This is a genomic window from Haloarcula sp. Atlit-120R, from assembly GCF_003665885.1.
In the GTDB taxonomy this organism is placed as follows: Archaea; Halobacteriota; Halobacteria; order Halobacteriales; family Haloarculaceae; genus Haloarcula; species Haloarcula taiwanensis.
The window spans coordinates 13,091-37,657 of record NZ_QPLN01000007.1 but is presented as its reverse complement, the minus strand read 5'-3'; the positions used below and the strand labels follow the sequence as shown (position 1 = coordinate 37,657).

Below are 24,567 nucleotides of genomic sequence, written 5' to 3'. Positions count from 1 at the left end.
GCCAACCCCAGCACTCGAACGTAGCTTTTTGAGGTTCCTGTTCAGAAGTTAGGAAACGGAGATGGCGGACGCACCGGATACCGAACGGCAGGCGGTCGAACCCGATGCGAGAGAGGTCCTTAGCGTGTCCCAGCTGAACGACCGGATCGCGTCAGTCGTCCAGGACACGCCTGCCCTCAACGGCGTCCGCTGTATCGGGGAGGTCACTAACCTCCACAAGAACAGTACGGCGCTTTACTTCACGCTGACCGACGGCGACGCCGAACTCCCCTGTATGATCTGGGCGAACCGTTACCGGGAGATGGACGCCGACCTCGAGGACGGGACCGAAGTCATCCTCGAGGGCGATATCGACTACTGGGTCGAAGGTGGGAAGATCGACCTCAAACCGTGGGAGGTGATCGTCGTCGGCGACGGCGACCAGGCGGCTGCCGTCGAGCGACTGCGAAGCGAACTCGAAGAGCGTGGCTGGTTCGACGACGAGCAGAAACAGCAACCGCCGGCGTTCCCGGAGCGGGTCGGCGTCGTCACGTCCCTTCGAGGAGACGCCCGATACGACATCCAGAACGCGATCCACGGACAGGACCCCACCGTTGACATCTTGGTGAAAGACGCAACCGTCCAGGGGTCGAACGCGCCGACGTCCATCGCGAACGGCATTCACCATCTCGACCGCTCGGAGGACGTTGACGCCATCATCGTCGGCCGCGGCGGTGGGAGTGATTCGAACCTCCAAGCCTTCAACACCGAGCGGGTCGCGGAGGCGATCTTCACCGCCAATACCCCGGTGGTCACCGCGATTGGACACACTGATGACCGACTCATCGCGGATCAGGTGGCGGACGTCGCGACGATCACGCCAACCGCCGCCGGCGAGTATATCGTGAACTCCCGCCAAGAGTTCCTTGCGAGCGAGATTGAGCCGCTGGAGCAACAGCTCGATGCCGCATACGAGACCTTCCAGCAGGAGCACGAACACGAACAGGAACTCGCCGAGGCAGTCGATGAAGCGACCGCACCCGAGGGCCTCCCACCGATTTACTACAAGGTCGCGATCGCTGTGCTGCTGTTGCTGTTGCTGGTCATCACCGGGCTTTGGCTGGGGGTGATCTAACCGTGGCAAATGACTCCGAAATCCACGATCGACTGAGTCGCGTCGAGGAGATCATTGAACAGCTCGACGCGGACGAATGTGACCTCGATGAAGGTACAGCCCTCCACGAGGAAGGGAAGGAACTCTTGGCCGAAGTTCGAGAGATCCTCGACGAGGGAAGCGGCGAAGTTGTGGAGCTCGAGTAAGCGAGCTGATTATCAGCCTTAACCAACAGACTCCCCCCACACTCGGCATGTGTTGGTTAAGTCTTTTTTCTACGAGGGCAACAAGTAATTTGGTTATAATTTACTCAACAAATTTGCAGTTGTTGCTGGCCAGAAAGCATTTAGGTATCATCCAGCTACCGCGTCAATATGTACCGGGACTCGGCCGGTGCATACCCATACCCGCATGTATGATTACGAGGTCAGTCACCATCGAGGACATCGATGACCTGTACTTGATGTGGAACGACCACATCAACGCCTCCGCCCTCTATCGCCGCGCCCTCCGCGAGGAAATGGAAGTCCGCGGTGTTGACCCAGATGAACTCCGCGACCTCCTCGAACGGGCCCGCGAGCAGGGCTACACGCTCGAAGAGATCGCAGAAGACACCAATCGATTCGACGACCTCCAGTCGCTCGTCGAAGAGCAGCAGACCCAGCCAACGGCTGGAGACGCCACTGACGACTAACTCGCTATGTCACAGGATCAGACTCTCTCCGACCCTGAGCGTCGTGTCGAACACCAGTCACCGCTGACGGGGAAGATCCCTCGGCAGGCAGCGCTCACCGTCGTCCTCCTGGGCCTGTTCGCTGTCCAGCCGGTCGCCGCCCAGAGTAACGCCGTCTGTAGCGCAGACAACCTCCCAGGCATGATTGAGGGGTTCTTCCAGCTGACCACCGCGCTGGGGATCGTCGGCCTCGCCATCGTCTGGCAGGCTGACTCCCTCATCGAGATGTTCACCCTCAATCCCGAGCAGAAGAAGGGCCTCAAGCGCCACAAACGGTCGGCGATGAAGTCCGCGGTCGTCCTCGTCGTCCTCGGCCCGCTGTACACCGTCGCCGGGTCGATGATGGGCCTCCCGCTGGCGCAGTGCGTCGACCTCGTCCCCTGGTAAGCACTCCGCAACCCCCGTTGCGAGCCCTATGAACCATCGAGAGCTCTCCGTGCTCATGGCCGGCTTGCTCGCGACGAGCCTAGTCACAGGTATCGTCGCCGCTGACCCGCCGCGACCAGGTACGGAGGGGAACGGGCTCACGGAAAACGAGTCGGCGACACTGTGGTCACGTGATGCGGACAACTACATCACGCAAGCGGAGTACCGCCAGCGGTACGGCGAGGACCGCTCCGCCGTCCATCAGGTCGCCAACGGGACGGACATTACGTTCAAACGGCCGCCGGCGACTGCGGCGACGTGGACGCGGAACGACTTCGAAGACCTCGACGCCGGCGGCCCAGATACGTCCGTACATCCACCGCACGCGGACCTCGAGGAGGGCGTCTTCATCGAAGATGCTCACGCGACGATCTTCGCGGTCCAGCCCTCTACTCGTGGCTACCTCGAGTCCGGTGAAACCCCACTCTACATCGCGCCGAATGGGACGATGCGCGGGTTCGTTGATTACCGCGTTCGCGTCCCCAACGGGAGTTCCTCCGGCAACACGACTATCTCGTGGTCGCTCACGGAGCACGAGATCGAAGAAGTCCGGTTGAAGAAGGACGGCGAGACCATCGCCGAGCGTGACGGAGCCCATACGCCTGCCCTCGACTACCAGATCGAGGATGACTGGAGTGCGAATCTCACGCTGGAAGCGGAGATTAGCGTCCGGCTGAAGAAGACCGTCAGGACCGACCTGGGTGACCGGACGGACGTCGACGTCACCTATCGGAGGGAAACACGGAACGTCTCCGATTCGATCGCCGTCGAGATCTACGACCTCTCGGCGTACCCCTACTACGCCGAGTATCCGAACGGCGATGCCGGCGTGGCCATCTTCCAGTCGCGGCCGTGGCAGGGGTACACGCTCACGGAGGACGGTGCGGCACGGGTCCGTGGCATCTGGCGGTTCTACACCGCTCGGAACACCAACTGGGACACGCTCGTCCGGTCGAATCGCACGGATAGCGCCACCGTCGAGTCAGACGCGATTCCGGTGTACGTCCACGCCTATCCCTCACGGATCGGGCCGCGTGCCGAGCCGGTTCGAGACGGACCGGAACTCATCGAGACCTGGGGGACTGACCGCCCGTCACCAGTCGGCACCATCGGTGAGAACATCAATATCGACATCGTCAACCAGTCGTACACGACGACGTACGGCGTCGCCGTTCGAGCTGAGAACGTCGATCGAGAGGCGCTGCACGTAGCGGGAATCGTCCGGGGCGTGAATGCGTCAATCGTCGAGCCGGACGCCGGCTCCGAGCGGCAGCTCCGCCGCAGCAATCTCACTGTCGAAGTTATCCAGCAGAATCAGTCGCAAGCCACGCTCAGGGTTGAACTCCGGGATAACCAGACCGGCGCACCAATCGGGCTCGACGATAGCCGTCAGTATCCAATCGGCGGCACCACCCGAAACGGGTACATCACGGTCGCGGATCAGCGCGTCGAGACCAACGCCTCCGGTGTGGCGATTGTAACCATCGACGAACCGGGCATCTACACGGCTCGGTACCACCCTGGCTCGTGGCTCGGGCACGACCCGGCGTACGTGAGTGATACCGCGACGGCCCGCTGGCATCCACTCGGGACGATCGACGGCTGGTTTGCGCTGGTGTTCGAGGTCGGCTGGCAGCTCCTGCCGTTCTTCGTGATGTTCTACGCTGGCAAGCGCCTCCTGCGGATGCTCGGCCCAGAAGACATCTTCGGACAAAACCCATGACTCAGGACAATCCCCACCTCAGTAGACGGACCGCCCTCCGAACAGTCGCCGGCGCCGCTCTCGCGAGCGTGGCCGGATGCCTCAACAACGGCGATTCCCCGGGTGGCGGGAACTCAACGCTGTCTGATGAAGGAGGAGTCATCCAGGAAGTCACTATAGAGGGGACAGAACTCGTCGTTGAATACTCCTCAGAGGAGGAAGTCGACCAGATCAATCTCGTCCAGCCGAATGGGGAACTGTTCGGTCAGCGAGAAACCGCTGCTGGGTCACAGCAGGTCTCCTTCGAGATCGGGACTTCCTACGAGCCTGGAGAGTATACTGTCGTGGCCCTCAGCGGTGAAGAAACGCTAGCTGAGACTTCCTCACTGATACAGCCGGAAATTGGAATTCAAGAGGTCGGTCTTTATCGGAATAACCCTGAGAAGCCGTGGGACGAAGTCTACGGAGACACCGAGACGGATCGGCTAAAGAACGGGGAAGCGTACGTCACCGTCGAAAACACCGGAAGCGGACCAGAAGCGATTGTTGAGCTGATTTTCTCCGGTGATGTTCCAAACCCTGTCGAAGATCCCCGAGGTAGCGGGATGTATGAAACCGAGCAGGTGGTGATCTCGCCGGGAGAAACTACCGACCTGTTCAGTAGTTCGTTCCCGTTTGGTTCTGAATCTGAGGAGGGAATGGGATGCTCCCCGGATGGGAACAGCGGCCAGTTCACCGTCACAGTCCGAACCCAGGTTGGCGGCGACCAGGTATCGAAATCATTCGATGTAGAGTACTCCGGATCCACGGAGATGAGTGACTGCGAGGTTTCAATCACAGAGGCCTAACGATGGTGGACCTGATAGACGTCGTTCTCGAGGGCTTCAAAGACGTCGTCGATTGGTTCATCGGTCTGTTCATGGACGGGCTTCGGTCGGGGTATCAGACGCTGACCGAAGAGATGTTTGGCACTCCGACTCCCCAGACTGACGGGACGTTCATTTTCGGAGAACCAAGTAACGCCCCTTGGCCAGCAATTCAGGAAGGACTCATCGGTGGCGAGATCATGTTGATTTCTCTGCTGCTACTCGTGATGAGCGTTCAGGGACGACACACCATCCGCATCTTCAATATCGGGAGTGCGTACGAGGCTCGGAAGACCAAGAAGACTGCCTGGGTCGGAGCCTTTCTGATTATTACCTGGTACTGGATTGGAGCGCTCGCGCTCTACCTTGTTGATGGGTTCACGATTGCCCTGATGCCGGAGCTGTCCTCGCTGGGCTCTGCTATGCTGCAGTTCATAACGGGGTCGATTACCAATCCCGGTCTTGGTCTCCTCTTTGCTCTCATCGGAGGAATTTCGATGTGGGCACTGGAGGCGCTGTTCTACATCCGGCAGATTCTCCTCTACGTCTACCTGTACGGGATGCCCATCGCGTTCGCCGTTGCGTACGGCAATATCCCAGTCCTCTCTGATGTCGCGGTGGGGTTCAGCAAACGGTTCGTCCCACTGGCCATCCTACCCCTGCCTGCGGCGATAGTCCTCAAAGGATACGACCTACTCTACTCTGGAGGGGCGTTGACGCCGGGATCAGCGTTCCTCAAATATCTCGTTGCGGCTTCACTTCCCCTCGTTGCGCTCTATGTGACGTGGAAGACGTTCAAGTACGCGACCCCGCTGACGGCGAAGGTTCTCGGTGGTGCGACGAAAGGAGCGGCCCTCATCGGCGGTGTCGCCGCTGGAGCCTACATCGGCGGCGCCGGCGTCGCGACGACCGCGGCCCGGTGGGGACCGAAGGCCGCAGCGGGACACGCTGTGGCGCAGAAAGCGGCAGCCCGGGGCGCGAACAGCGACGAAGACAGCGGGACGCCGTCCTACCGGCGGACCGAGAACGACCCTGGAGGTTACTAACAATCCATGTCCATCGACGAAGACGCAGCCGCACGGCGCATCATGGACCAGTTCGGTGAGGAGAGCCGCATCCCCTACCTCAACATCGAGGAAGGCGACGTCGGCGTCCTGATCGCCTTCCCGATCGTCGGCCTGTTCATCGCCGGCCTCACCGGCATCGGATCACTCGCCCTGCCGTTCGTCGCGGGTGGGTTCGGGTTCGGCGTCGCGATCGTCTACGTCTCGCCTGACCACCTCAACGCGTGGACGTGGACGAAAGACGTCTATCGCTACGTCAAGCGCCCCCAGATCACGTTCAGCGCCCCAGAGGAGGCCGACAGTAGCACCAACGAGACGGAGCGCAACGAGGGTGGGCTCGCGAACTACACGCCGTTCAAGCCCGATGAGCGGACGCAGGACCTCACGAACATCGAACGGGCGTGGCCGGGGGCCGGCGCGATCCAGCGCGCCGACGGCACGATGGAGGCGTTCATCGAGGTCGACCCCGGCAACATGGACTTCGCGATGTCCGACGACTGGGCGCAGCTCCAGGACGCCGGCGAGGAGTTCGCCAATAAGGAACTGGACTCAAAGCTCAAACTCCACGCGACGACCCGCTCGTTCCCGGTCGAACAGATTACCGAGAACATCGAAGACCGCTTGAACGACGAGGACGTCAAAGAAAATCCGATCTTCCGGGAACTCCTCGAGGAGTATCGGGAGACGCGGCCGAAGGAGATGCGCGAACGGGGTATCCAGCAGATGCGGTACTACATCGGCGTCCAAGTCACCCCGCTGGAGGTCTATGACCGCTTCCGAGACGAGGGGACACCGGCCGAGAAGCTGACGCAGTTCCCCGTCATCGGGTTCCTGTTCAACCCGTTCGTAACCCGCCGCGAGGACCTCACCGACGTCGAGCGCCGCGCACAGATGTTCGAGAAACTGGATAGCCGAGTCAACGACGTGCGGTCGGAGTTCATCCAGCAGGCGTCTGGCTGGTCCGCACGCCGGCTCAGCACGGTCGAGCTCTTCGTGTTGAATATGGACTTCTGGAACGGCCGCGAACACGACTACGACGACGCAGAGAGCGTCGTTCGCGAACAACCCATCATCGGCCATTCGCGCCGGGAGGATGACCACGATGCGTAACCCCGTCCTCCAGACGGGCAGCGGAGCCGTCGGCCAGCTCACGGAGTGGCTCACGAACCCAACCTCAGCTGAAGGTGCGGCTCTCTACATTCTGCTCGCGGTACTGGTCGGGATCGGCGGGAAACTCCTCTGGGAGTGGTACGCTGATGACGACGAGGAGGAGGTCGAGTTCTCGGACCTCCTGGATGAGGAGACCATCGAACAGGGCGCGGCCGAACGCCAACTCCTCGACGACATCGCTGAGTCACACAAGACGGTGACGGCGCCGGCGGCGATCGAGTGGGAGACGCGCGCGGCACGGGTCGGTGAGCAGTGGACAACGACGCTGTACATCGCTGATTACCCGGACTACCCCAACGACGGCTACCTCTCCGAGCTCTTCGAGATGACGGACGTGCAGTTCGACCTGACGGCCCACATCACGCCGAAGAACCAAGAGCGGGCGCGGAACGAACTGCAGGATATCGCTGACGACCTCCAAGTGGACGCCGACCTCGAACAGAGCGTGCGGAGTGCCTACCTGCAGGAGCGAGCCAACGAGGCCGCAGCGACGTACAAGGCCGTCGAGAACGGCGCGAACGTCTTCGACCAAGGGGTGTTCATCACGGGCAGAGCCGACGAGAAGGAGGCACTCCGCGACGCCGTCCAGAAGGTCAAGAGCGAGCTCCGTGACGACCCCGCGAACCTCACGCCGAAGACGGCGATCTGTCGGCAGGATCTCGCCCTCCAGTCCGCCGCACCCATCGGCGACAACGAGTTCGGGCGGACGTCGATTGCGCTCGGCGGGGCCGTCGGCGCGCTGTTGTCCTCGCCGCACAACGCGACGATTCTCGAGGAAGGCGGCGTCGAGTTCGGAATCCACAAGGACAACCAGAGCCCGGTCGTCATCGACCCGTTCGCACGAGACAACGGGTACGCGATGTTCACCGTCGGGGACACCGGTTCAGGGAAGTCGTTCAGTTCGAAGCAGAACTTCATCCGCTCCATCGAGCAGAGTAAGGACCGTATCGGCATCATCCTCGAGCCGCTGAATAACTGGGCCGGCGTCGCCGAAGCCCTCGACGCCAAACGCATCACGGTCGGCGGGACGCTCGGGTTGAATCCCTTGGAGATTCGGGAGACGCCCGAGCACGTCCAGCGGGCGATGGGCGAAGACGCCAGCCCGTTCAACGAGAAGCTCGACGACGCGATGAGCTTCCTGACGAACTTCTTCGCGCTACGGGGCATCTCACTCGGAGACCGCCGGACGACGCTCGAACTCGGCCTCAAGCGGGCGTACAAACGCAACGGGATCACCGACGACATCTCGACGCACGACAATCCGAGCCCGACGATTCAGGATATGATGGACGTCTTCGAGGAGATGGTCAACGACCCCGAGGAGTTCGTCGTCCGGTCCGACGAGGAAGCCGGGAAAATCAAGGAGGACGCGACGTGGCTCCTCGACCAGCTCCGCCCCTTCGAGGACGACGGTCGGCACGGCAACCTCGGCCAGGAGTCCGACTTCGATATCCGCGACGAGAAGGTCATCTACCTCGACCTCGCCCAGCAGGAGGGCAGCGTCGACAGCAGCACGGCGCTGACGATGCAGCTACTCATCTCGCTGGTGTACGAGCGGGCGAAAGTTTCGGAGAAGGAGGTCGTGTTCTACATCGACGAGGCGCGCTACATCATGCAGGACGCCGCGAGCCTGGCGTTCCTCGAGACGGTGTTCCGCCACCACCGGCATCACGACCTCTCGATTCGACTGGTCACGCAGACCGTCGACGAGTTCTTCGAGCACGCCGAATCCGAGGCGATTCTGGACCAATGTGCGGTTAAGCAGTTCCACCGCCTCGACGGGATGGACGAAGAATGGGCCGACGAGTTCGGCTTGAACTACGCGCAGATGCGGTTCGTTCAGGACGCTGTCCCCGGCAACGAGGACGCCGGCTTCTCCGAGGCGCTGGTGGGCGTCGACGGCGAGTGGCGCGGCATTCAGGTCAAAGCGATGCCCAAGGAGAAGCGGGTCATCGACTTTGACCCGACCTCCCAAGTTCGGTCCTCATTGCCCGGCGCCGGCGACGACGCCGTCGATACCAAGATGGAGGAGTTCCAGAAAGAGCTCGAGCATCGAGCAACGAACGGAACGAACGAAACGAGCGAACTGAACGAGGAACCAGACGCCGTCGAAGCTGAGCCAGACGGCGGGTCAACGGAGGGGACCAACGATGGCTGAGTACCTGCGCGTCACGCCGACATCCGAGCGACTTGACCCGGAGAGCATCTCCCGCGTCCTCGACAGTCTCCACAAACTGACCACGCCCGGCTCGTCGGGCCTCGGGGCGAAGCTGAACCCGCTCCACAGCGAGACACCACCCCGATTCGAGTTCCTCGCAATCAGTGATGGCCCGGACGACCCGGTAGAGTTCTTCTACGGGGCCGATGCGCACCTCGATACGCTCGAGAAGCGCCTCCGTTCCATCTATCCAGCCACGTTCGACATCGAGCGCGTCGACGTCGACGTCGCTGCCCGGCTCATTCAGCCAGTCGAGTTCACACCGGAGGAATTCGCCGACCACTACGAGGCCGGGCGGCTGCAGTACGAGTTTGGCCCGGCAGAACAGTACGGCATCGTCGACGAGGAATCATCGGACTCCGAGTCAGCCGAAGCAGACCCCGTTGTCGACGGCGGTACGGCATCCACGAGCGTCCCCGATCATCACGTGACTGTCGGGGACTCAGCCCTGGAACTAGCGCCGCCCGATGCACTTCCAGACGACGAGGAAGAGCGACGGGCCATCAAGAAGCCGACGATGACACCGGCGGGAACCATTCTGGCTCGCCCGGCACAAGACGCTGTCTCGCCGCTCGGGGTTCGGTGGTGTGGCGCCGCGTCGCGGAAGCAGGACTGGATGACCTCGCTGACACCGTTCACGGCAGAGGAAACGAACGGCGATCTCTCGTCCGTCGACGAACCGGGCGCAGCGCTGGCGTCGCTGATCGACCACTTGATGGAGGCGACAGCGCCGACCGCGTTCCAAGTCGTCTTCCAACGGCGTGCTAGCTGGCAGTCAGACGCGGAGGTACGGAAAGAGGACCTCGTCGACGGCCGGGATACGTTCTTCCAGGAGGTCGTCGGGTCGTTACTCGAGGTCGAGGAGCAGCGGAGCGACCAGGACGACCGGCAGCTCAGCGAGGCCGTCGAGAAGCGCATCGAGTACATCGACGCGAAGAACGCCAAACGGTCGTTCACGGTCAACATCCGGGCCGTCGGCGTCCCCACCGACGATACCCACGACGACCTCGATGGCCGGATGGACTCGCTCCTCCCGGTGTTCGACCCGCTTGATGGGCCGTTCTACGAGGTCGAGGGACAACGTCTCCGAGACAGCGGCTTCCGTGAGAAAACCAAGGAGAAGAAGGCACGGGCCGCTCTCCAGCGCCTCCTCAATCGCGAGTTGACGACGGCCCGGGGGAAGACCCGCCCCGAGCTGGTCCTCTGTGGGACGGAGCTCGCAAACTTCGTCCTCGTCCCCTCCTCCGAACAGTTGACCGTCGAAGGGACGCGGGGAACCAGAGCCGAACAACAGAGTCGGAACCCGCTCCCGTGGCCCAATCCGGATCTGATCCAGCAGTTCCAAGACGGGATGGCCATCGGCTACGCGCTCGACGAGAACGGTGAGCCACGGCCGGACCCCATTCGGATCCCGCCGGACCTGTTGCCGACGCATTACGGGCGGTTCGCGTCGACTGGTGGCGGGAAGTCGAAGGCCATCATCAACGACGCCCTCTCGCTCCGCGAGACGACTGGTGGCCCCGTCGTCCTCGTCGACCCGAAGGGCGACGGGATGTGTGAGAACTACCTGCGCTGCCACTACGAGCGGTTCGGTGGCTTGGACGACGTCTACCACTTCCGCGTCCCGGAGACCATCCCCGCGTTCTCGTTCTTCGACATCCGGCCCGCGCTCGAGGCCGGTCGCAACCGAGAGGACGCGATTCAGGACAAGGTCGACCACTTCCACGATATCCTCCGGATGATTATGGGTCGCGAGCAGTACGGGCAAGCGTTCGTCGCGAACGAGATCCTGAGTTACCTAATCAAGGCGCTGTTCGACGAGGAGTACGGGAGCGACGTGTTCGGGCTGGACGACCTCTTCGCCGCCGCGCTCCGGATGCAGCGCGATCAGACGATTCCCCCGGTCTCAGCGGACAACCAGAACATCGAGGAATCGCTGACGCGCCACTTCGCGAAGGACAACCACCAGTTCCAGGTGTCGATGGACGCCGTCGGGAACCGGCTCGACAAGCTCAAAGAGGACGCGCATCTTCGGCGGATCTTCAGCCACGTCCCTGAGCAGAACGACGCCGGCGAGTACGTCGACAACCGCTTCGACTTCCGCGAGTTCCTCGATGAAGACGCGACCATCATCTTCGACCTCGGCGACCTTCGGCCGGAGGCACAGCGAGCGATCACACTCCTGCTGTTGAGCAACCTCTGGGACGCCGTGCAGGTGCGCCGTCGCGACGGTCAGACCGACTACGAGAAGCTCACGAACCTCATCATCGAGGAGGCGGCGCCGGTCGCGTCGACGAAGCTTGTCTCCGAACAGCTCCTGCCGCAGGGTCGGTCGTTCGGGCTGAGTATGGGACTTGTGATGCAGTTCCCTGAACAGGTGCGGAACCGGAATGAGCGGGCCTACGACGAGGTGCTGAACAACATCAAGACGAAGCTCATCGGCAACATCTCGATCGAGCGCGACCTCGCGGAGTCACTTGCCCACGAGGACCTCTCTCCGACCGAACTCCGCAACCGGATCAACACGCTCCCAAGTGGCGAGTGGATCGCACAGCTCCCCAGTCCGTCGTTCGGGGAGACTGGTCCGCCACCGTTTTCGCTGAAGCCGCTCCCGATTGCGCCGGGGCATCCAGAAAGCGATCAGCCGCTCACAGAGCCCCAGGAAGACCATTTCGAGTCCGTGTCCCGGCCACGGATGGTCGAGCGGACACAGGCCCAGTACGGGCTGACAGAGCTAACTGAGTCGACCACTTCCCCCGAGGAGACTGGCTGGGGGAGTTCGGGGGCTGAGACGACGGGTTCGGCTGCCGACGGCGACTCAGGAACGGATCCGACGCAATCCGCGTTCATCAGCGAATCGACGACCGAGGACACATCGACGTCGACCACCCAGTCCGAGACGGACAGCGACCCAGATGCGGACGAGGCAGCGATGAGCTCCCTGTTCGGGCAGGCCACCGAGGCGGACGAGGAGTCAGCTGCTGACCAAGCAGCGGAGCCGGAGAACGGGGCAACACCCGTTCAGGAAAGTAGCGTGCCCGTCCCCGATGACGAACTCCGACAACGCGGGCTCAGCCGTGACGACGTCCGGTTCCTGAATCGGGTCCTCGACGTGATGAACCGGGAGGACGACGAGTACACGCTACTGGACAGGATGAGCCAGCTTCGGGACGAATACGACGACCTCCATGTGGAGCGGCTCACGGAGCAGGATCTCCTGGAAGCGGACTCCGCGGCCGGGCGCAAGTACTACACCGTCCTCCCAGACGGTCGAGACCTCCTCGGGAGAGAATTGAAGGCGGGGCCAGGAGCGGGCGATCTCGGCGAGAAAACGCCACACAAGGTTGGCGTCCGGCTCCTCGAGCTGTGGCTCCAGCAGCGGGACGACGTCGGTCGCGTGGAACCGTACTACGAAACCGACGACGGCACGGTACTGGACGTGGCCGGCTTCGACGGGGACGGCGAGCTTGTCTGGGCCGGCGAAGCAGAGCTCGCGAGTAACAACCGGCACGCCCCGGTCGAGGATTACGACAAACTCAGCGCGGTGGACGCCGACGCGATCTGGGCCTTCAACAATCGCGAGACGGCGCTCGACGTTCTGGACAGCCTTGCCGACGCGGATCGGATCGACGAGCGGGTCAGCGGGCGGGCGGCACGATCGTTCGCGACCATCAGAGACGCCGTCGACGAATTCGATGCTACGGGGCTGACCACCGTTCGGGGCTTCAAAAATCTCGACCAAGAACTCAACCAATGACTTGGCGACAGGCGACCCGTGAGGAGATCTACGCCTACTACGCCGAGGAGTTCCCCCGCTATCTAGATGACCTGCCGGAATTCATCACGGCGACCGGCCCGAAACAGTACGCTGTCGCCTTCCGAGAGCCCCACCCGGTGCGCAAAGACGAGGTGCCGGCCAAGGACTTCATCCGGCGGGATACGTGGCAAACAGATGCGTCGGGGGACCGAACGACGCCCGAGTTCGACGACTTCGAGGACGTCGTCGAGTTCATTCGACACCCCGCTCGCAACGACCCGCTGGGGCGGAGCGAGTTCGCACTCGCTGATCCGGAGGTGCTGGAGCAACCGGACCCACAGCCCGACGCCGTGTATTACGCGCTGGATCACTGGGAACGGCCGTGGGTTCTTCTGGTCGATATCGACGCGAAAGAGATCGCACGAGACCGAGCGGAGGAACTGGTGTCGGCAGACGTCGACGATCGGGACGACGATGCGCTCCTTGATGCTGCGGGTATCCTTGACGCCGCTCCCGAGGGGTATCCGTACGCCTTCGAAGACGTCGACCGCGCCATCGAGTACGGGTTCGAGGTGCGTGACATCTTCGAGGACGATTTCGACGCCGAGGAGACGATGGTCGTGTACAGCGGGCAAGGTGTCCACGTCTACCTGCTGGATACCGATCCGGCGCACCGATACGACGAGCAGAGTCGCGAGGTGTTGAACGACCTCCTTCTGGAGACGTACGACATCCCGATCGACCCCGTCGTGACGGCCGACCGCCGGCGTGTCGCCCGCCTGCCTTACTCACTCCACGCCGACGTCTGTAGCATTGTCCAACCAATCGAGAGCCCGGCGTTCGACGTTCGGTCGGCGACTCCCGAGGTGATCGACAAATGAGTCCGAGTACGCCCACCGACGACGAAGACATGGCGTATCGAGTTGCGGCACTCCCGCTGGAGTACGGTGAGACCCGGATCAACCAGCTGTTTACGCGTGGTTACAATCGATACGTCGTCGACGGCGAGGACCAACCCGAGGACCTCGTGAACGACATCGAGCGGTTCGGGACGGCGGCGTTCAAAGAGCAGGTTCGTGCCGATGCTGCCGAGGAGCCGTTCGTCGACGAACCGGGGACGCTCGCCGTGCTCGCGACGTTGAGTGCGATCTGTGTGAAAGAGCACCCGAAGTTCGAGCACGCGTCACCCCGGAACATCCAGGTGCTCTACGACATCCGAGAGCTGTACGTCAACAATCTCGCCTCCCTCATTCGCGCCCACGGCGATGGGTCACTCCAGCAGGACATCGCCGACGTGCTGTACAGCAAGGAGCCCGGTGAGGATGGCCCACATCCGGGTCGGGTCTGTACGGGCATCACGGAGATGCCGGAGTTCGGGGAAGGCCTCTACCTCGAAATCCCGATGGCAGCGGCGTCACGCAAATGCCTCGTTCGGGAGGACGAGGCGTCGACGGGGAGTGACGATGGTGGGGAGATACTGACGCGAGTGAAGGACAACAACCTGTACGTCCCGGTCGGTGATTTCGACAGCAAGTATCGGGACTACGCTGAGCGGGCATACAAGAAGCTCCTGCGGGTGCAAGAAGACGGGCTCTCCGACGACCAGCTGACGTGGCTAACCACGAACGAGTCGGCGATCACGGAGCGGATCGATCGCTTCCTCGAGACCGGCCATCACGAGCGTATCTGGCGGAACTGGGACCGTGGGGAACGGACGATCCGCGTCCTCCGGCGGGCCCTGAGTGATGCGCCCGATGACGTAGCGCAAAAGGGCGAGTTCCACACGGCGAAAGAGCTCTATCAAGCGGTTACGGCGTACGATGCCGAGGACGACTGGGAATCCTCTGTAACGGACTGGATCTCGAGTCCGAGCAGTCTCGCGAAGACGCTGGCCGACCACGAGTCCCACTCGGCCGTCACGATCGACCGCGACGGGCGCGTCAATACGTACCGAATCGGGCGAGCCGGAACCGGCGCCGAACAGATCGAGGTCCGGGAGATCGAGGACCTGTTCGAACTTCCCTGTATGGCGAATATGGAGGAGCGGCTACACGAAAAGAAGCCCGTCCGGAAGGACCTCTACAACTTCGCGCGGATGGTGATGTGGCTGCCGCAGTACCAAGACAGCAGCCTCGACGAGATCGTCGCGGACCTCAAGGACGTCTTCTCCAGGTGGCCGTGGTACGACGGACCGGAAACTGAGTACCAAGTCCGCTTCGAGTTCTCGAACACGATCGGCGGAGACACCCCGTTGCCGATGAACTGCGATAACGACGATATGCAGCGCTACTGCATCGGCCAGGACCAATGTCCCTACTCGATCTGGGGTAGCCTCCCGTTCCCGGATGAGATGTACGAGCAAGTCGACGAGGAATCGGCGGGTCTCTCAGAGCAGTTCTGAATTACAGAATTTCTATCTTTTCCGTTCTTGACCTACATCACTGGCTGAAAGACCGTCTTCAATTCCTCTGACTGACTCAAGCTATCTGAACCTGCGTGGAGTCTTGGAGACGTTTCTTCACCCCGGCACGGTGAAGAGCACCGATAACAAGCAATGCATCCTCAACAGGGTTCTCCTCGCTGTACTCCTTAACGTCGTACGCCATCCTCATGTCTCTGGCCCCCATCGTCCCCGTGGCGAAAGCACCGAATATCAGAACAGCAGCGGCGACAAAGACGGAGGGGACAAGTACAGGGATTGGCACCCACTGAAACGTCGCGACTACCTTCGGCAAAGCGAATATCGCCAACATCACGATGCCATGGTGAACCAGCATCCACAGCAGCCGGTACTCATCAATCACATCGAAAAGATCCATATCCACCTCAACGATCTCCGCGTCGTATTCCTCCGCTAAGTCGTATACGAGATGGGAATCATGGAGGCCTGCGATCCTGAACAATTTCTGGCCCAATAGCATCAAGTAGAGAGCGGCGACCAATAGAGGAACCATGACCAAGTTCGACAGGTGCTCAAATTTCCCAGGCCTCTTCGCCAAAGGAGCCTCGACAAAGATGACATCAAGCCGATCGAAATTATTAGCAGCTGAGTCCTTTCTCCGGGAAGGGAGAGTGATATGATTCCCTCCGGAGATATGGAGCTCTGTTGCTGTTCCAGCCATCACCTGAATATGTCTACGGGAAATGGTTTATAAGTCCATCCTCGGTCTATTCGGGTATGCCAATCGACGTAGATTCTGAAGAGTGGAAGGAAGGCCGCCTACTAGATCCGCTTGAAGTCCACATCACCGACCTTCTACGTAACAACGACGAGCAGGCCTTCACGCTAGAAGAGATAACAAATCACATTATCGAAGACGAGGCGGATGCCCTGTTCCTATTAGACGGCATCGACGAAGAACAGGCACTCGAAGAAGTTGACGAGGAGACGTATGGACTGATCAAGTCCCGTATCGCGATGAAACTGGAAGATCTCGGGTGGCGAAACTTCATCGAATGGAAGGTCATAGGGTATGACAACGCCGATGTCGGCACGGTCTACTTCACAAACTCGGACAAGGAACCGGTTTCCCCGCTTGCCAAGATTCAGGACGTCTATCCACGCAAGTTCAGTAGCATAGAAGAGGACGTCGAGAATCTTGCTGACGATGTCGAGGAACTACAGTACGCGGTCAACAATCTCCGCAAAGAAAACTACTGACACCAGAGCATGAATGAATCCGACCGGAAAGTCCGTCGAGAGATCCTGAAGTACGTCTACGACAAGTTCGAGGAATCAGTCCTCGACAGGGCAGGTACAGAATGCCTCTACGAAAAACTGGACGAGGTTGACCGGAACGAAATCGATTACAACCTTGTCCGCTTGAGAGATGAGAGGCAGATCGGCTTCGATGTCTCGATGGGCGGCGTCCACGGAATGGAGCTAACTGCGGAAGGAATCGAGAGGTTGGATCAAGACGGCTATGAAACCGTCTTAGGGGACGAAATCCGGTACGATATACTACAGCTGCTGTATGAAACCGACCGCGAACACCCGTTCGGCTCGGCTAAGCTCTCCAGCGAAGACATAGCTGAAGAACTGGATGTCGACGAGGACCGAGTTCTCCCTGCGATTGGATACCTCGATCTGAAGGAACTCGTCGACGCAGCTGTTGGATCCAGGCCTGAGGCCACTTACCGGGGAGTGGAAATAACGGGAAGAGGTCGGAACAAGTACGAACTATACGTGGAGGAAGGAACCTCCATTCCGAATACGCAGCCGCTGACACGGTGGACACAGCATTCGGTAGGACCAAATGAACCCGAGAAGGCCCAAAACCTGTTCCAGAGCGTAGTCGAGGTCGCCCAAGAGAAGATCACTATCGTCGACTGGTACTTCAAAGAGCCTGCCTACGATCTTTTGGAGGGAGTTCCGGACACGGTCGATATTGAAATTCTCACATCGGAGAGAGCGTTCGATGATGAAGACGAGTACCGCGGCTTGGTAGCTGACTTTTCGGAAGGCAGATCCGGCGAGGTTGACGTAAGGTATGTCGAGTACTACGATTTCGAAGCCCGATTGTTCCATGCCCGGTATCTTGTGAGGGACGAAATCGAGGGATGGACGTGGGATCAGTCCTTCAAAGATGCAGGAGATACTCAGCATACGGTCAGCGAGGTCAGACCTGTGAATCTGGAGTCGACGATGGAGACCTTCCAGGAAGCTTGGGAGCAAGGTGAGCAGGTTAATGGTTAGTAAGCCAGTCACAATCGCCTTGCCGAGAAGTGAAGATGGAATGACAGGGCGGCAATGCCCTCGCTGTGAGGGAAAATTCAGGGTTCATCTTCCGACTGTTGAGGACAAATGTTACCTTAATCTGCGGTGTCCCTACTGCAAGTTCATCGATCGCTTGGACCGTTTCTTGACTGGTGAGCAAAGGGCATACTGGGAGGCTATCGGACGTGATGAAACCCTTCAATTAGCATCTGATGTCACGGAGGAGGTCTTTTCAGAGGCCTTTGACGATCTGGATGGCGGCGGCCTAATCGATTTTGAGGTAGAGACTGGGAGTATAGATTTTGGCGGTACTCATATCCCATCCTGGCAGCTGGATGTGATGACTGAGGAGGTTATCTGCGGTGAATGTTCTTTCCGCTTTGCAGTGGAGGCAGACCGGGATGGCGTTTGCCCAATCTGTCGCTGAGTTACTCCGTTGGCTATTCGATGATGTTTCGAGGATTCCGATAAGGTTACTTTCGAATACCATTCCGTTCATTCTAAAGTCTCTGTACCGATCGCTTCGATTCATCTATTCCGAGGGGATCTTCTTCGGGGGTACGTCTGTTATTCAGCATATCATCTGCAATCCCCCACAACCAATGGATTATAACAATTCCGTCAAATAGTAGAAAAAGATCCTACTGAATCCCCGTCGCGCAATTTTCAGCGGCTAACACAACCGAAATCGAGGGAATCGGGGTGTTCCACGATTCGAAGTACCGAGCCGAGGAGCCTCGAGAGACTCAGAACAGCTGAAGCAGCGCCCCGGTGAAATTCCGATACGTCCGAAATCACCTTCATTACCCCCTCGTCGAGCAAATTTTGTGACTCCAGTATTAGTCCCGAACTCGTCGAGGTATTTTCTACCGCCTCAAATCGGCCCGACGAGGTTCTTATTCGATTTGAGGGCGTCATAATGTCTTGCATATCGCCGTTTTCATCCAAAGAAAGAGGCGATATGCAGTGTGCGAAGGCCGCCGGCTCTCTCAGGCCGAGGGGCCGTCGCTCAGAGATTGGATTCTGGAACTTATCAGATTTAGCGCATAGGTGAATGGGTGTGAGTCGGTGGTGTCTGTCGCCCCCGCCAGGGGGTGGCGGGGTACATCACGTGCCCCCGATTGACGATGGCTTCGGAACGACGCAGCAAGTCACGAGCAGCGGATCACGCAGGAACTACCCCCGACGGTCAGGCGCCGTGGGCAGACCTCGAGATGACGGTTCCGACCGACCGGGATCACGCGTCGGTCCTCGCCCTCGTGGAGTGTGCTCTCGTCGAGCTCACGCACGAGGCCGTGGGGGCCGTCTTCATCTCCCGGCAGGTCGGGCGGTCGGCGCGGACGCAGTACGTCGCGGCCGACGACGTCGGCGAGCAGTTCCAGAAGCGGCACTTCGACGACCGGCTGGGCTGGCACGAGACCACCGTCCCTCGACGAACCGTTCGCGACGAGCTCATCACTCAGCTCACGGGGTCGTCTTCGACGTCAACGGAGCGGTTAGGTGAGAAAGCAACCAGCGAGCCAGACACCTTCGTCGTGAAGCCAGTTCGAGAGCTCCGAACGCCGTAGCAGCTAGACTTAACCAACATTCTCGGTCGATACCGACACGGTGTTGGTTAACGCTGGGGGTGGATCCACTCCCTCGCCCCCACCCACCGCCCTGTACCTCGAGTGAATGTATCCTGGCGACCGGTCGACTCGAATGGTCGTCGCGACGGGTTTTATCGGGGCACTGTTCGTCGAGTGCGAGTATGGTCGTCGTCGAGGAGGTCACCAAACTGAGCGAGCGCCGTACCCAAACCTCGTCCGAGGTATTTCCGGACGATGCGCTGGCGTCGATTCGGTCGGCCGTCGAGGCCGTCCCAGCAAGCGTCTTCGACGGCTCGACGAAGCACACAGAGGTCGGCGGCTTCGATGCCGCGATCGCCGACAAGCTCTCGCAGTACGAGTACGAAGGGGACGCCGCCGGCGGTTACAACCCGAACTGCAAGCTCTGGTCGCATCAGGGGTTTAACTACAGCGTCGACCTCTACGACGCCGACACCCGCATCGCCATCGAGGTCGAGAAGAGCGAGCGGAAGAACGTCAGCGACGACCTCCTCAAGTTCCAGAAGGGGTACCGCACCAAGAAGGACGGCCGGCCAAAGATCGAGTTCGGCTGTCTAGTGGTGCCGGTGAACTATCTCGGGCGGCATAACCTCTACCAGCACAGTCTGACCAAGCTCGACTTCATGAAGGGCGTCCTGTTCATCGACGACGTCGCCGTCATCGGCTATCGAGACCCGCGACCGGACTGATACTGTCGGCCCTGACTGTTTATCGGCGCCAGGAGGCGTGCAGCGCGCAATAGCGTGCGCTGCGTGACTCACCATGCCTGGTCCCGATCCGCACGACGACACGAGTCGCGACTACGAACGGTTCGAGAAAGAACAGCTCGCTCAGGACCGCGACGCCACCGGCGTCGACACGGCGGACATCGACGACACGACGGCCCAGCGCCTGGTCAGCGACCTCGTCGACGCGGACGTCGTCACTCCGGTTCCTGAAGACCAAGTTCTGGTTCACGAGCCGAGCGGCACCACGTTCGACTCGATGACACAGCTGGCTGTCTTCCATCGTGGTTGGACGGCCGGCCGCGACGCCGACGCGGAGGGCGAGTGATGCAGCAGACCCTTGTCGGCTGTGCGTTTTGCGACGCGCCGCCCGGTACCGAGACTGGCGAGGCCCACACCTGGGGGGAGGACGAGCGGGTCACCCACCCGATCTGCATCGACTGCGCGATCCAGACGGAGCCGGATCCCGACGAGCGCGATCACGTCGCCTGTGACGGCTGTGGGCTGGTCGTCGACACGCTCGCGGCGCTCACCCGGTTCCGGGTCGAACTGGGGCACCTGGAAGGCCCGTTACAGCTGTGCGCCCGCTGTAGTCCGGGTGGTCTCGCGACATACTGGACGCGCGATCTCGAGGAGCATCTCGTCGCGACGCCGGCAGAGTGACCCCAACACTCTTTACTGGTTCGCTGTAAACTGTAATCAAGAACGAATCGTGTCACGCACCTCAAACCGGGCGGACGGCGACATCGTCCAGGACTTCCTCTCGGTCGCGGACCTCCTCGAGGAGCCACAGCTGGCTCAGCTGTACGCGTACCTCGCCCGGGAGGGGGAGGCGACCGTCCAAGACGTGATGGACGACCTCGAGCTCGCCCAGGGAACGGCTTACAGCTACGTCAACCGGCTCGTCGACGCCGGCGTTGTCGACGTCACCGACGACGAGCAGCCACGCCGGTACGCCGCTCGGGAGATCGACCTGACCGTGACGACGGCCGCGGGCGACCGCGAGTACACGATCACGCCGGCGCTCATCGACGCCGTCGGCCGTCGCGAGACGGACGCCGACATCGACACGTACATCGACCGGCACGGCGTCGCCGGCCTCGCGACGGCGCTCACCTACGCGGTTGCTCGGGAGCGTGGGGAAGTGACCCACCGGCTGATGGCCGAAGACCTCGACATCTCGCCGCTGGCTGCGGAGATGATCTTGCAGGCGCTCCGGCCCGTCGTCCACGAACACTACGACATCGAGGAGGGAGGGGCGGGACTCGACGAGTTGGATATCGACGGCGACGGCACTAGCGACGCGTGAGCCGGCTCCACATCGCCGACACCGGCCTGTTCGTCGCGATGGGACAGCCGTCGAACAGTCGGTACAAGGCTGTTCGGCGGTTCGCTCGCCGGAACGACGTCACCTTCGTCCTGCCCGAACGGGTGTACGAGGAGCTGACCGTCGACGAGCCCGATGTCGAGACGCCACCCGTCGACGCTGCGATCGACGAAGGGTGGGCGACGGTTGCGGCGCCGCTCGAGTTCTCCGAACCGGTCGTCTCGCGGGTGATGGACGGCGTCCAGCGGTACATCGCGAACGCCGACGACCGCCCTGCCGACGAGGTCGAACGCGCCGACGCTGCCCTCGCCGCCCTAGCTGCCCAACACCTCAGCGCGGGGACGGCGACCGGGGTGTACATCTACACGACCGATATCGCGGCCGGCGAGGGGGCCGAAACCGTGCTCGCGAGCGAGGGGTACGGTGACTCGATGACGTTCGTGAACGGGTTCCGGTTCATCGAGGACCTAGTCGCCGGCGACAGCTGACGCTATTCGGGGTCGAGGTCACGAGCGTCGAGGTCGCCGGCGAGATACTGCTCTCCCGTTCGCGTGATATCGTAGACGCCGTTGCCGAGGTGGACGAGGAGGCCGTATTCGACCAGCGTCTTGCAGCGGGCATTGATGTGTTGGCGGGAGAAGCGAACCCGGTCACTGTCTGCCATTTCCTTTGGGGTATCGGGGCCGGCTTCAGAGAGATGCTCCAGAATGCGGTCATCGGCGCGAGACATCCAGTCGGCGTCAAAGCGCATAATCGCTTGTGGTTGCGCCGATGCTATCCCGAACGCGCTAAGTCAAATAGAAGAGCGATACGCTTCTGTAGTTGACTCCCAACGTTTTAACGGCTCCCCACCCTACTCCACGAGCATTGAAATGAACCAGTCCTCACCACAAACCCTCACCGTGGAGATTATCGAGACCTTGGAATCGTGTGGAGTGGACCGCGACCAGTACCAATTACACGACTATATCGATGTCGAAGCACTTGAGCAACTGGTAGCCGGATCCAGTGGAGCAGTCGAGGTTCGTGTCACTGTCGAGGGGATTCAGCTCGCAGTTACAGGCGATGATGTCGAAATCGTCGATCCTCAAGGCGGACACGCAGAGGATCAATAGCATGCCATCCGTGGAATATCAACTTCCGAACTTTCCAATTCCGGGTGTAGCAGGTGTGAAGATTGGAATAACGTCCGTTCCCCAATCACACAAATTATGAAGCTAGAACCTGCTATACCTTTCAGATGAGGGATTGGTCTCGGGCGGTGAGTCAATGGTCGGTCACCATCCTTGGAGTTGTACTCCTTCTGCTCACACTCGCCCGAGCCGCGACAGACACCGACGATCCCATTATCGACTTCATCGAGGTCGCGGCCCCGTTCGTCGTCGGCATCGGACTCATCGTCGGCGGGATATGGCTCGCCAGAACGTCACCGGTGGCCCGTGTCAGACAACTTTCGATGTGGACGCTGGGCGGCGCCATCGTCGGCGTAGCTGTCAATCTCTGGTTCGTCTTCATCATCTCGCTGGAACAGGTCCCGTCCGGGGAACCGGTCGTGTTGAATCTCAATGGCGCTGGCATCTTCATGGCCGCCGGTGTGCTTCTCGGCTACTATGCGACGGGACTCCAAGCGCGGGAACATCAACTTGAACTGTCAGAAAACCGCTTCCGGGCGCTCACGGAGAACTCGTCGTTCGCGGTCATCTCGATCGACGAAACGAGTACGATTCGGTACGCTAACGATGCGACCGAGGACCTCTTCGGGTATCCCACCACAGAGCTCGTCGGCGAGCCGCTAACCACACTGATGCCCGCCCGGTTCCGTGAGGCGCATCTCGAGGGGCTGTCTCAGTACCTCTCTGACGGAAGGCGAACTGTCAACTGGGATGGCCTCGAATTGGCCGGCCTGCGCGCCGACGGCGAGGAATTCCCCGTGGAAGTCAGTTTTGGCGAATACGTCGTAGGCGACGACCACCTCTTTACGGGCGTTATTCAGGACATCTCCGACCGAAAAGCAGCCGAGGAGCAGCTTCGTGACCACACGTCGAAAGTCACGCAGCTACACGAGGTCGCGACCGAGATCACCAGGGCAGCATCCAAAGAACAGGTGTACCAACGCACTGCCGACGGGGCTGTTAACGTCTTTCCGGCCGCTGTCGCCCGCGTGGCGATCGCCGACGGGGACCAGCTCGTGCCGGCCGCCAGTTCGGACCACGAATCCCTCGAGGAGTGTGAGCCGGTGTCTGCAACCCTCGGATACGCGGGTCAGAGCTACCAGTCCGGGGAAGTCCTCCGACTGGACGATCTAACGGATACGCGCTCGGCAGCGCAGTCCTCGCTCCAAGACGGGGGATCACTGCCGGACGCGGACCCAGTGGAACCACGGTCGCTGTTGAGCATTCCTCTCGAGGAGTATGGGGTGGTGCAGGCGTTTGCGCCAGAGCCAGCAGCGTTCTCCGCCCGCGATGAAGAGGTTGCCGAGATGCTCGCAACGCACGTCACGACGGCCCTCCAGCGCATCGAGGCGGAGTCGACCATCCGACGCGAACGCGACCGCCTCGAAGAGTTCGCCAGCATCCTCTCGCACGACCTCCGAAATCCCCTGAACGTCGCCCAGGGTCGCCTGGAGCTCATACAGATGACTGGCGAAATAGACCACGTCGAGGCCATCGATCGCGCGCTCGATCGGATGGAACGGCTCATCAAGGATATGTTGACACTGGCACGCGAGGGCGATGCAGTCGGCGAGACACAGCCGGTGGCCCTGCGCGCGGTCGCTAACCAAGCCTGGAACAACGTTGCAACTGAATCTGCATCGCTCGAGATCGAGTCGAGCGTCCAGATCGACGCGGACCACAGCCGACTCATCCAGTTATTCGAGAACCTGTACCGGAACGCAATCGAACACGGCGGCGACGGGGTCACAATTCGCGTCGGTACCTCCAACGGCGGCTTCTTCGTCGAAGATACCGGTCCCGGTATTCCGGCGAATGAACGAGACGACGTCTTCGAGAGCGGGTACACGACCAACCAAGACGGCACCGGATTCGGGCTCGCGATCGTCAAACGCGTCGTCGAAGCCCACGGGTGGGAGATTACGGTCACAGAGGGCACTGACGGTGGGGCCCGGTTCGAGGTTTCAGGCACTTAATCCAGTTCAATATT

General features: G+C 60.9%; 25 protein-coding genes. 23 read left to right on the top strand and 2 right to left on the bottom strand.

Annotated elements, in window-relative coordinates:
• The first annotated feature begins 61 nt into the window (after window positions 1-61).
• The 12 genes from xseA to DVK01_RS18660 all read left to right on the top strand — a co-directional run bounded on the left by xseA (window position 62) and on the right by DVK01_RS18660 (window position 15,430).
• Complete coding sequence (gene xseA, locus DVK01_RS18715) at window positions 62-1,114, top strand: exodeoxyribonuclease VII large subunit (protein WP_121538117.1); 1,053 nt, start codon at window positions 62-64, stop codon at window positions 1,112-1,114.
• A 2-nt stretch (window positions 1,115-1,116) separates the two neighbouring features.
• Window positions 1,117-1,299 (top strand): exodeoxyribonuclease VII small subunit, encoded by a 183-nt coding sequence (gene xseB, locus DVK01_RS18710; RefSeq protein WP_008364406.1) that lies wholly within the window; start codon window positions 1,117-1,119, stop codon window positions 1,297-1,299.
• 209 nt (window positions 1,300-1,508) lie between these two features.
• Entirely contained in the window at window positions 1,509-1,787 is a 279-nt protein-coding gene (locus tag DVK01_RS18705; RefSeq protein WP_121538115.1) for a hypothetical protein, read from the top strand.
• Between the two features lie 6 nt (window positions 1,788-1,793).
• Window positions 1,794-2,213, top strand: coding sequence for a hypothetical protein (locus tag DVK01_RS18700; protein ID WP_121538113.1), 420 nt, complete (start codon window positions 1,794-1,796; stop codon window positions 2,211-2,213).
• Window positions 2,214-2,241: 28 nt separating this feature from the next.
• Window positions 2,242-3,975, top strand: coding sequence for a hypothetical protein (locus tag DVK01_RS18695; RefSeq protein WP_199722377.1), 1,734 nt, complete (start codon window positions 2,242-2,244; stop codon window positions 3,973-3,975).
• A complete protein-coding gene (locus tag DVK01_RS18690) occupies window positions 3,972-4,802 on the top strand; it encodes a hypothetical protein (protein WP_121538109.1) in 831 nt (276 codons plus the stop codon). Before DVK01_RS18695 ends, DVK01_RS18690 begins: the two co-directional genes overlap by 4 nt.
• Window positions 4,803-4,804: 2 nt before the next feature.
• Window positions 4,805-5,866 (top strand): hypothetical protein, encoded by a 1,062-nt coding sequence (locus tag DVK01_RS18685; protein ID WP_121538107.1) that lies wholly within the window; start codon window positions 4,805-4,807, stop codon window positions 5,864-5,866.
• Between the two features lie 6 nt (window positions 5,867-5,872).
• Window positions 5,873-6,994, top strand: coding sequence for a hypothetical protein (locus tag DVK01_RS18680; protein WP_121538105.1), 1,122 nt, complete (start codon window positions 5,873-5,875; stop codon window positions 6,992-6,994).
• A complete protein-coding gene (locus DVK01_RS18675) occupies window positions 6,978-9,212 on the top strand; it encodes a VirB4 family type IV secretion system protein (protein WP_199722376.1) in 2,235 nt (744 codons plus the stop codon). The genes DVK01_RS18680 and DVK01_RS18675 overlap by 17 nt, the downstream gene beginning before the upstream one ends.
• Window positions 9,205-13,029 carry an ATP-binding protein gene (locus DVK01_RS18670; RefSeq protein WP_121538101.1) on the top strand — a complete coding sequence of 1,275 codons (3,825 nt, stop codon included), beginning with the start codon at window positions 9,205-9,207 and terminating at the stop codon, window positions 13,027-13,029. The genes DVK01_RS18675 and DVK01_RS18670 overlap by 8 nt, the downstream gene beginning before the upstream one ends.
• On the top strand, window positions 13,026-13,910 hold the full coding sequence (locus tag DVK01_RS18665) for a DNA primase (RefSeq protein WP_121538099.1): 885 nt from the start codon (window positions 13,026-13,028) through the stop codon (window positions 13,908-13,910). The genes DVK01_RS18670 and DVK01_RS18665 overlap by 4 nt, the downstream gene beginning before the upstream one ends.
• On the top strand, window positions 13,907-15,430 hold the full coding sequence (locus DVK01_RS18660) for a primase-associated protein (protein ID WP_121538097.1): 1,524 nt from the start codon (window positions 13,907-13,909) through the stop codon (window positions 15,428-15,430). The genes DVK01_RS18665 and DVK01_RS18660 overlap by 4 nt, the downstream gene beginning before the upstream one ends.
• 76 nt (window positions 15,431-15,506) lie before the next feature.
• On the opposite strand, the gene DVK01_RS18655 is transcribed toward DVK01_RS18660, so the two are convergent.
• Entirely contained in the window at window positions 15,507-16,151 is a 645-nt protein-coding gene (locus DVK01_RS18655) for a hypothetical protein (RefSeq protein ID WP_121538095.1), read from the bottom strand.
• Window positions 16,152-16,207: 56 nt separating this feature from the next.
• On the opposite strand from DVK01_RS18655, the gene DVK01_RS18650 reads away from it, so the two are divergent.
• The 9 genes from DVK01_RS18650 to DVK01_RS18610 all read left to right on the top strand — a co-directional run bounded on the left by DVK01_RS18650 (window position 16,208) and on the right by DVK01_RS18610 (window position 21,893).
• Window positions 16,208-16,690: a hypothetical protein gene (locus DVK01_RS18650; protein WP_121538093.1), complete on the top strand. Its 483-nt coding sequence runs from the start codon at window positions 16,208-16,210 to the stop codon at window positions 16,688-16,690.
• Between the two features lie 9 nt (window positions 16,691-16,699).
• On the top strand, window positions 16,700-17,725 hold the full coding sequence (locus tag DVK01_RS18645) for a hypothetical protein (RefSeq protein WP_121538091.1): 1,026 nt from the start codon (window positions 16,700-16,702) through the stop codon (window positions 17,723-17,725).
• A gap of 166 nt (window positions 17,726-17,891) precedes the next feature.
• Window positions 17,892-18,173, top strand: coding sequence for a hypothetical protein (locus DVK01_RS18640; protein ID WP_147435187.1), 282 nt, complete (start codon window positions 17,892-17,894; stop codon window positions 18,171-18,173).
• A 700-nt stretch (window positions 18,174-18,873) separates the two neighbouring features.
• Window positions 18,874-19,314, top strand: coding sequence for a hypothetical protein (locus DVK01_RS18635; RefSeq protein ID WP_121538087.1), 441 nt, complete (start codon window positions 18,874-18,876; stop codon window positions 19,312-19,314).
• 182 nt (window positions 19,315-19,496) lie between these two features.
• Window positions 19,497-20,042, top strand: a complete 546-nt coding sequence (locus tag DVK01_RS18630) for a hypothetical protein (RefSeq protein ID WP_121538085.1) — start codon at window positions 19,497-19,499, stop codon at window positions 20,040-20,042.
• Between the two features lie 73 nt (window positions 20,043-20,115).
• Complete coding sequence (locus DVK01_RS18625; RefSeq protein ID WP_121538083.1) at window positions 20,116-20,406, top strand: hypothetical protein; 291 nt, start codon at window positions 20,116-20,118, stop codon at window positions 20,404-20,406.
• Window positions 20,406-20,741 carry a hypothetical protein gene (locus DVK01_RS18620; protein ID WP_121538082.1) on the top strand — a complete coding sequence of 112 codons (336 nt, stop codon included), beginning with the start codon at window positions 20,406-20,408 and terminating at the stop codon, window positions 20,739-20,741. Before DVK01_RS18625 ends, DVK01_RS18620 begins: the two co-directional genes overlap by 1 nt.
• A gap of 49 nt (window positions 20,742-20,790) precedes the next feature.
• Window positions 20,791-21,387 carry a helix-turn-helix domain-containing protein gene (locus tag DVK01_RS18615; RefSeq protein WP_121538080.1) on the top strand — a complete coding sequence of 199 codons (597 nt, stop codon included), beginning with the start codon at window positions 20,791-20,793 and terminating at the stop codon, window positions 21,385-21,387.
• Window positions 21,384-21,893 (top strand): hypothetical protein, encoded by a 510-nt coding sequence (locus DVK01_RS18610; protein WP_121538078.1) that lies wholly within the window; start codon window positions 21,384-21,386, stop codon window positions 21,891-21,893. The genes DVK01_RS18615 and DVK01_RS18610 overlap by 4 nt, the downstream gene beginning before the upstream one ends.
• Before the next feature lie 2 nt (window positions 21,894-21,895).
• Here DVK01_RS18610 and DVK01_RS18605 read toward each other — a convergent pair whose 3' ends face one another.
• A complete protein-coding gene (locus tag DVK01_RS18605; RefSeq protein WP_007143097.1) occupies window positions 21,896-22,156 on the bottom strand; it encodes a helix-turn-helix domain-containing protein in 261 nt (86 codons plus the stop codon).
• Window positions 22,157-22,277: 121 nt separating this feature from the next.
• On the opposite strand from DVK01_RS18605, the gene DVK01_RS18600 reads away from it, so the two are divergent.
• A complete protein-coding gene (locus tag DVK01_RS18600) occupies window positions 22,278-22,520 on the top strand; it encodes a HalOD1 output domain-containing protein (protein ID WP_121538076.1) in 243 nt (80 codons plus the stop codon).
• A gap of 146 nt (window positions 22,521-22,666) precedes the next feature.
• Window positions 22,667-24,553 carry a PAS domain S-box protein gene (locus tag DVK01_RS18595; protein ID WP_158598781.1) on the top strand — a complete coding sequence of 629 codons (1,887 nt, stop codon included), beginning with the start codon at window positions 22,667-22,669 and terminating at the stop codon, window positions 24,551-24,553.
• Window positions 24,554-24,567: the final 14 nt, after the last annotated feature.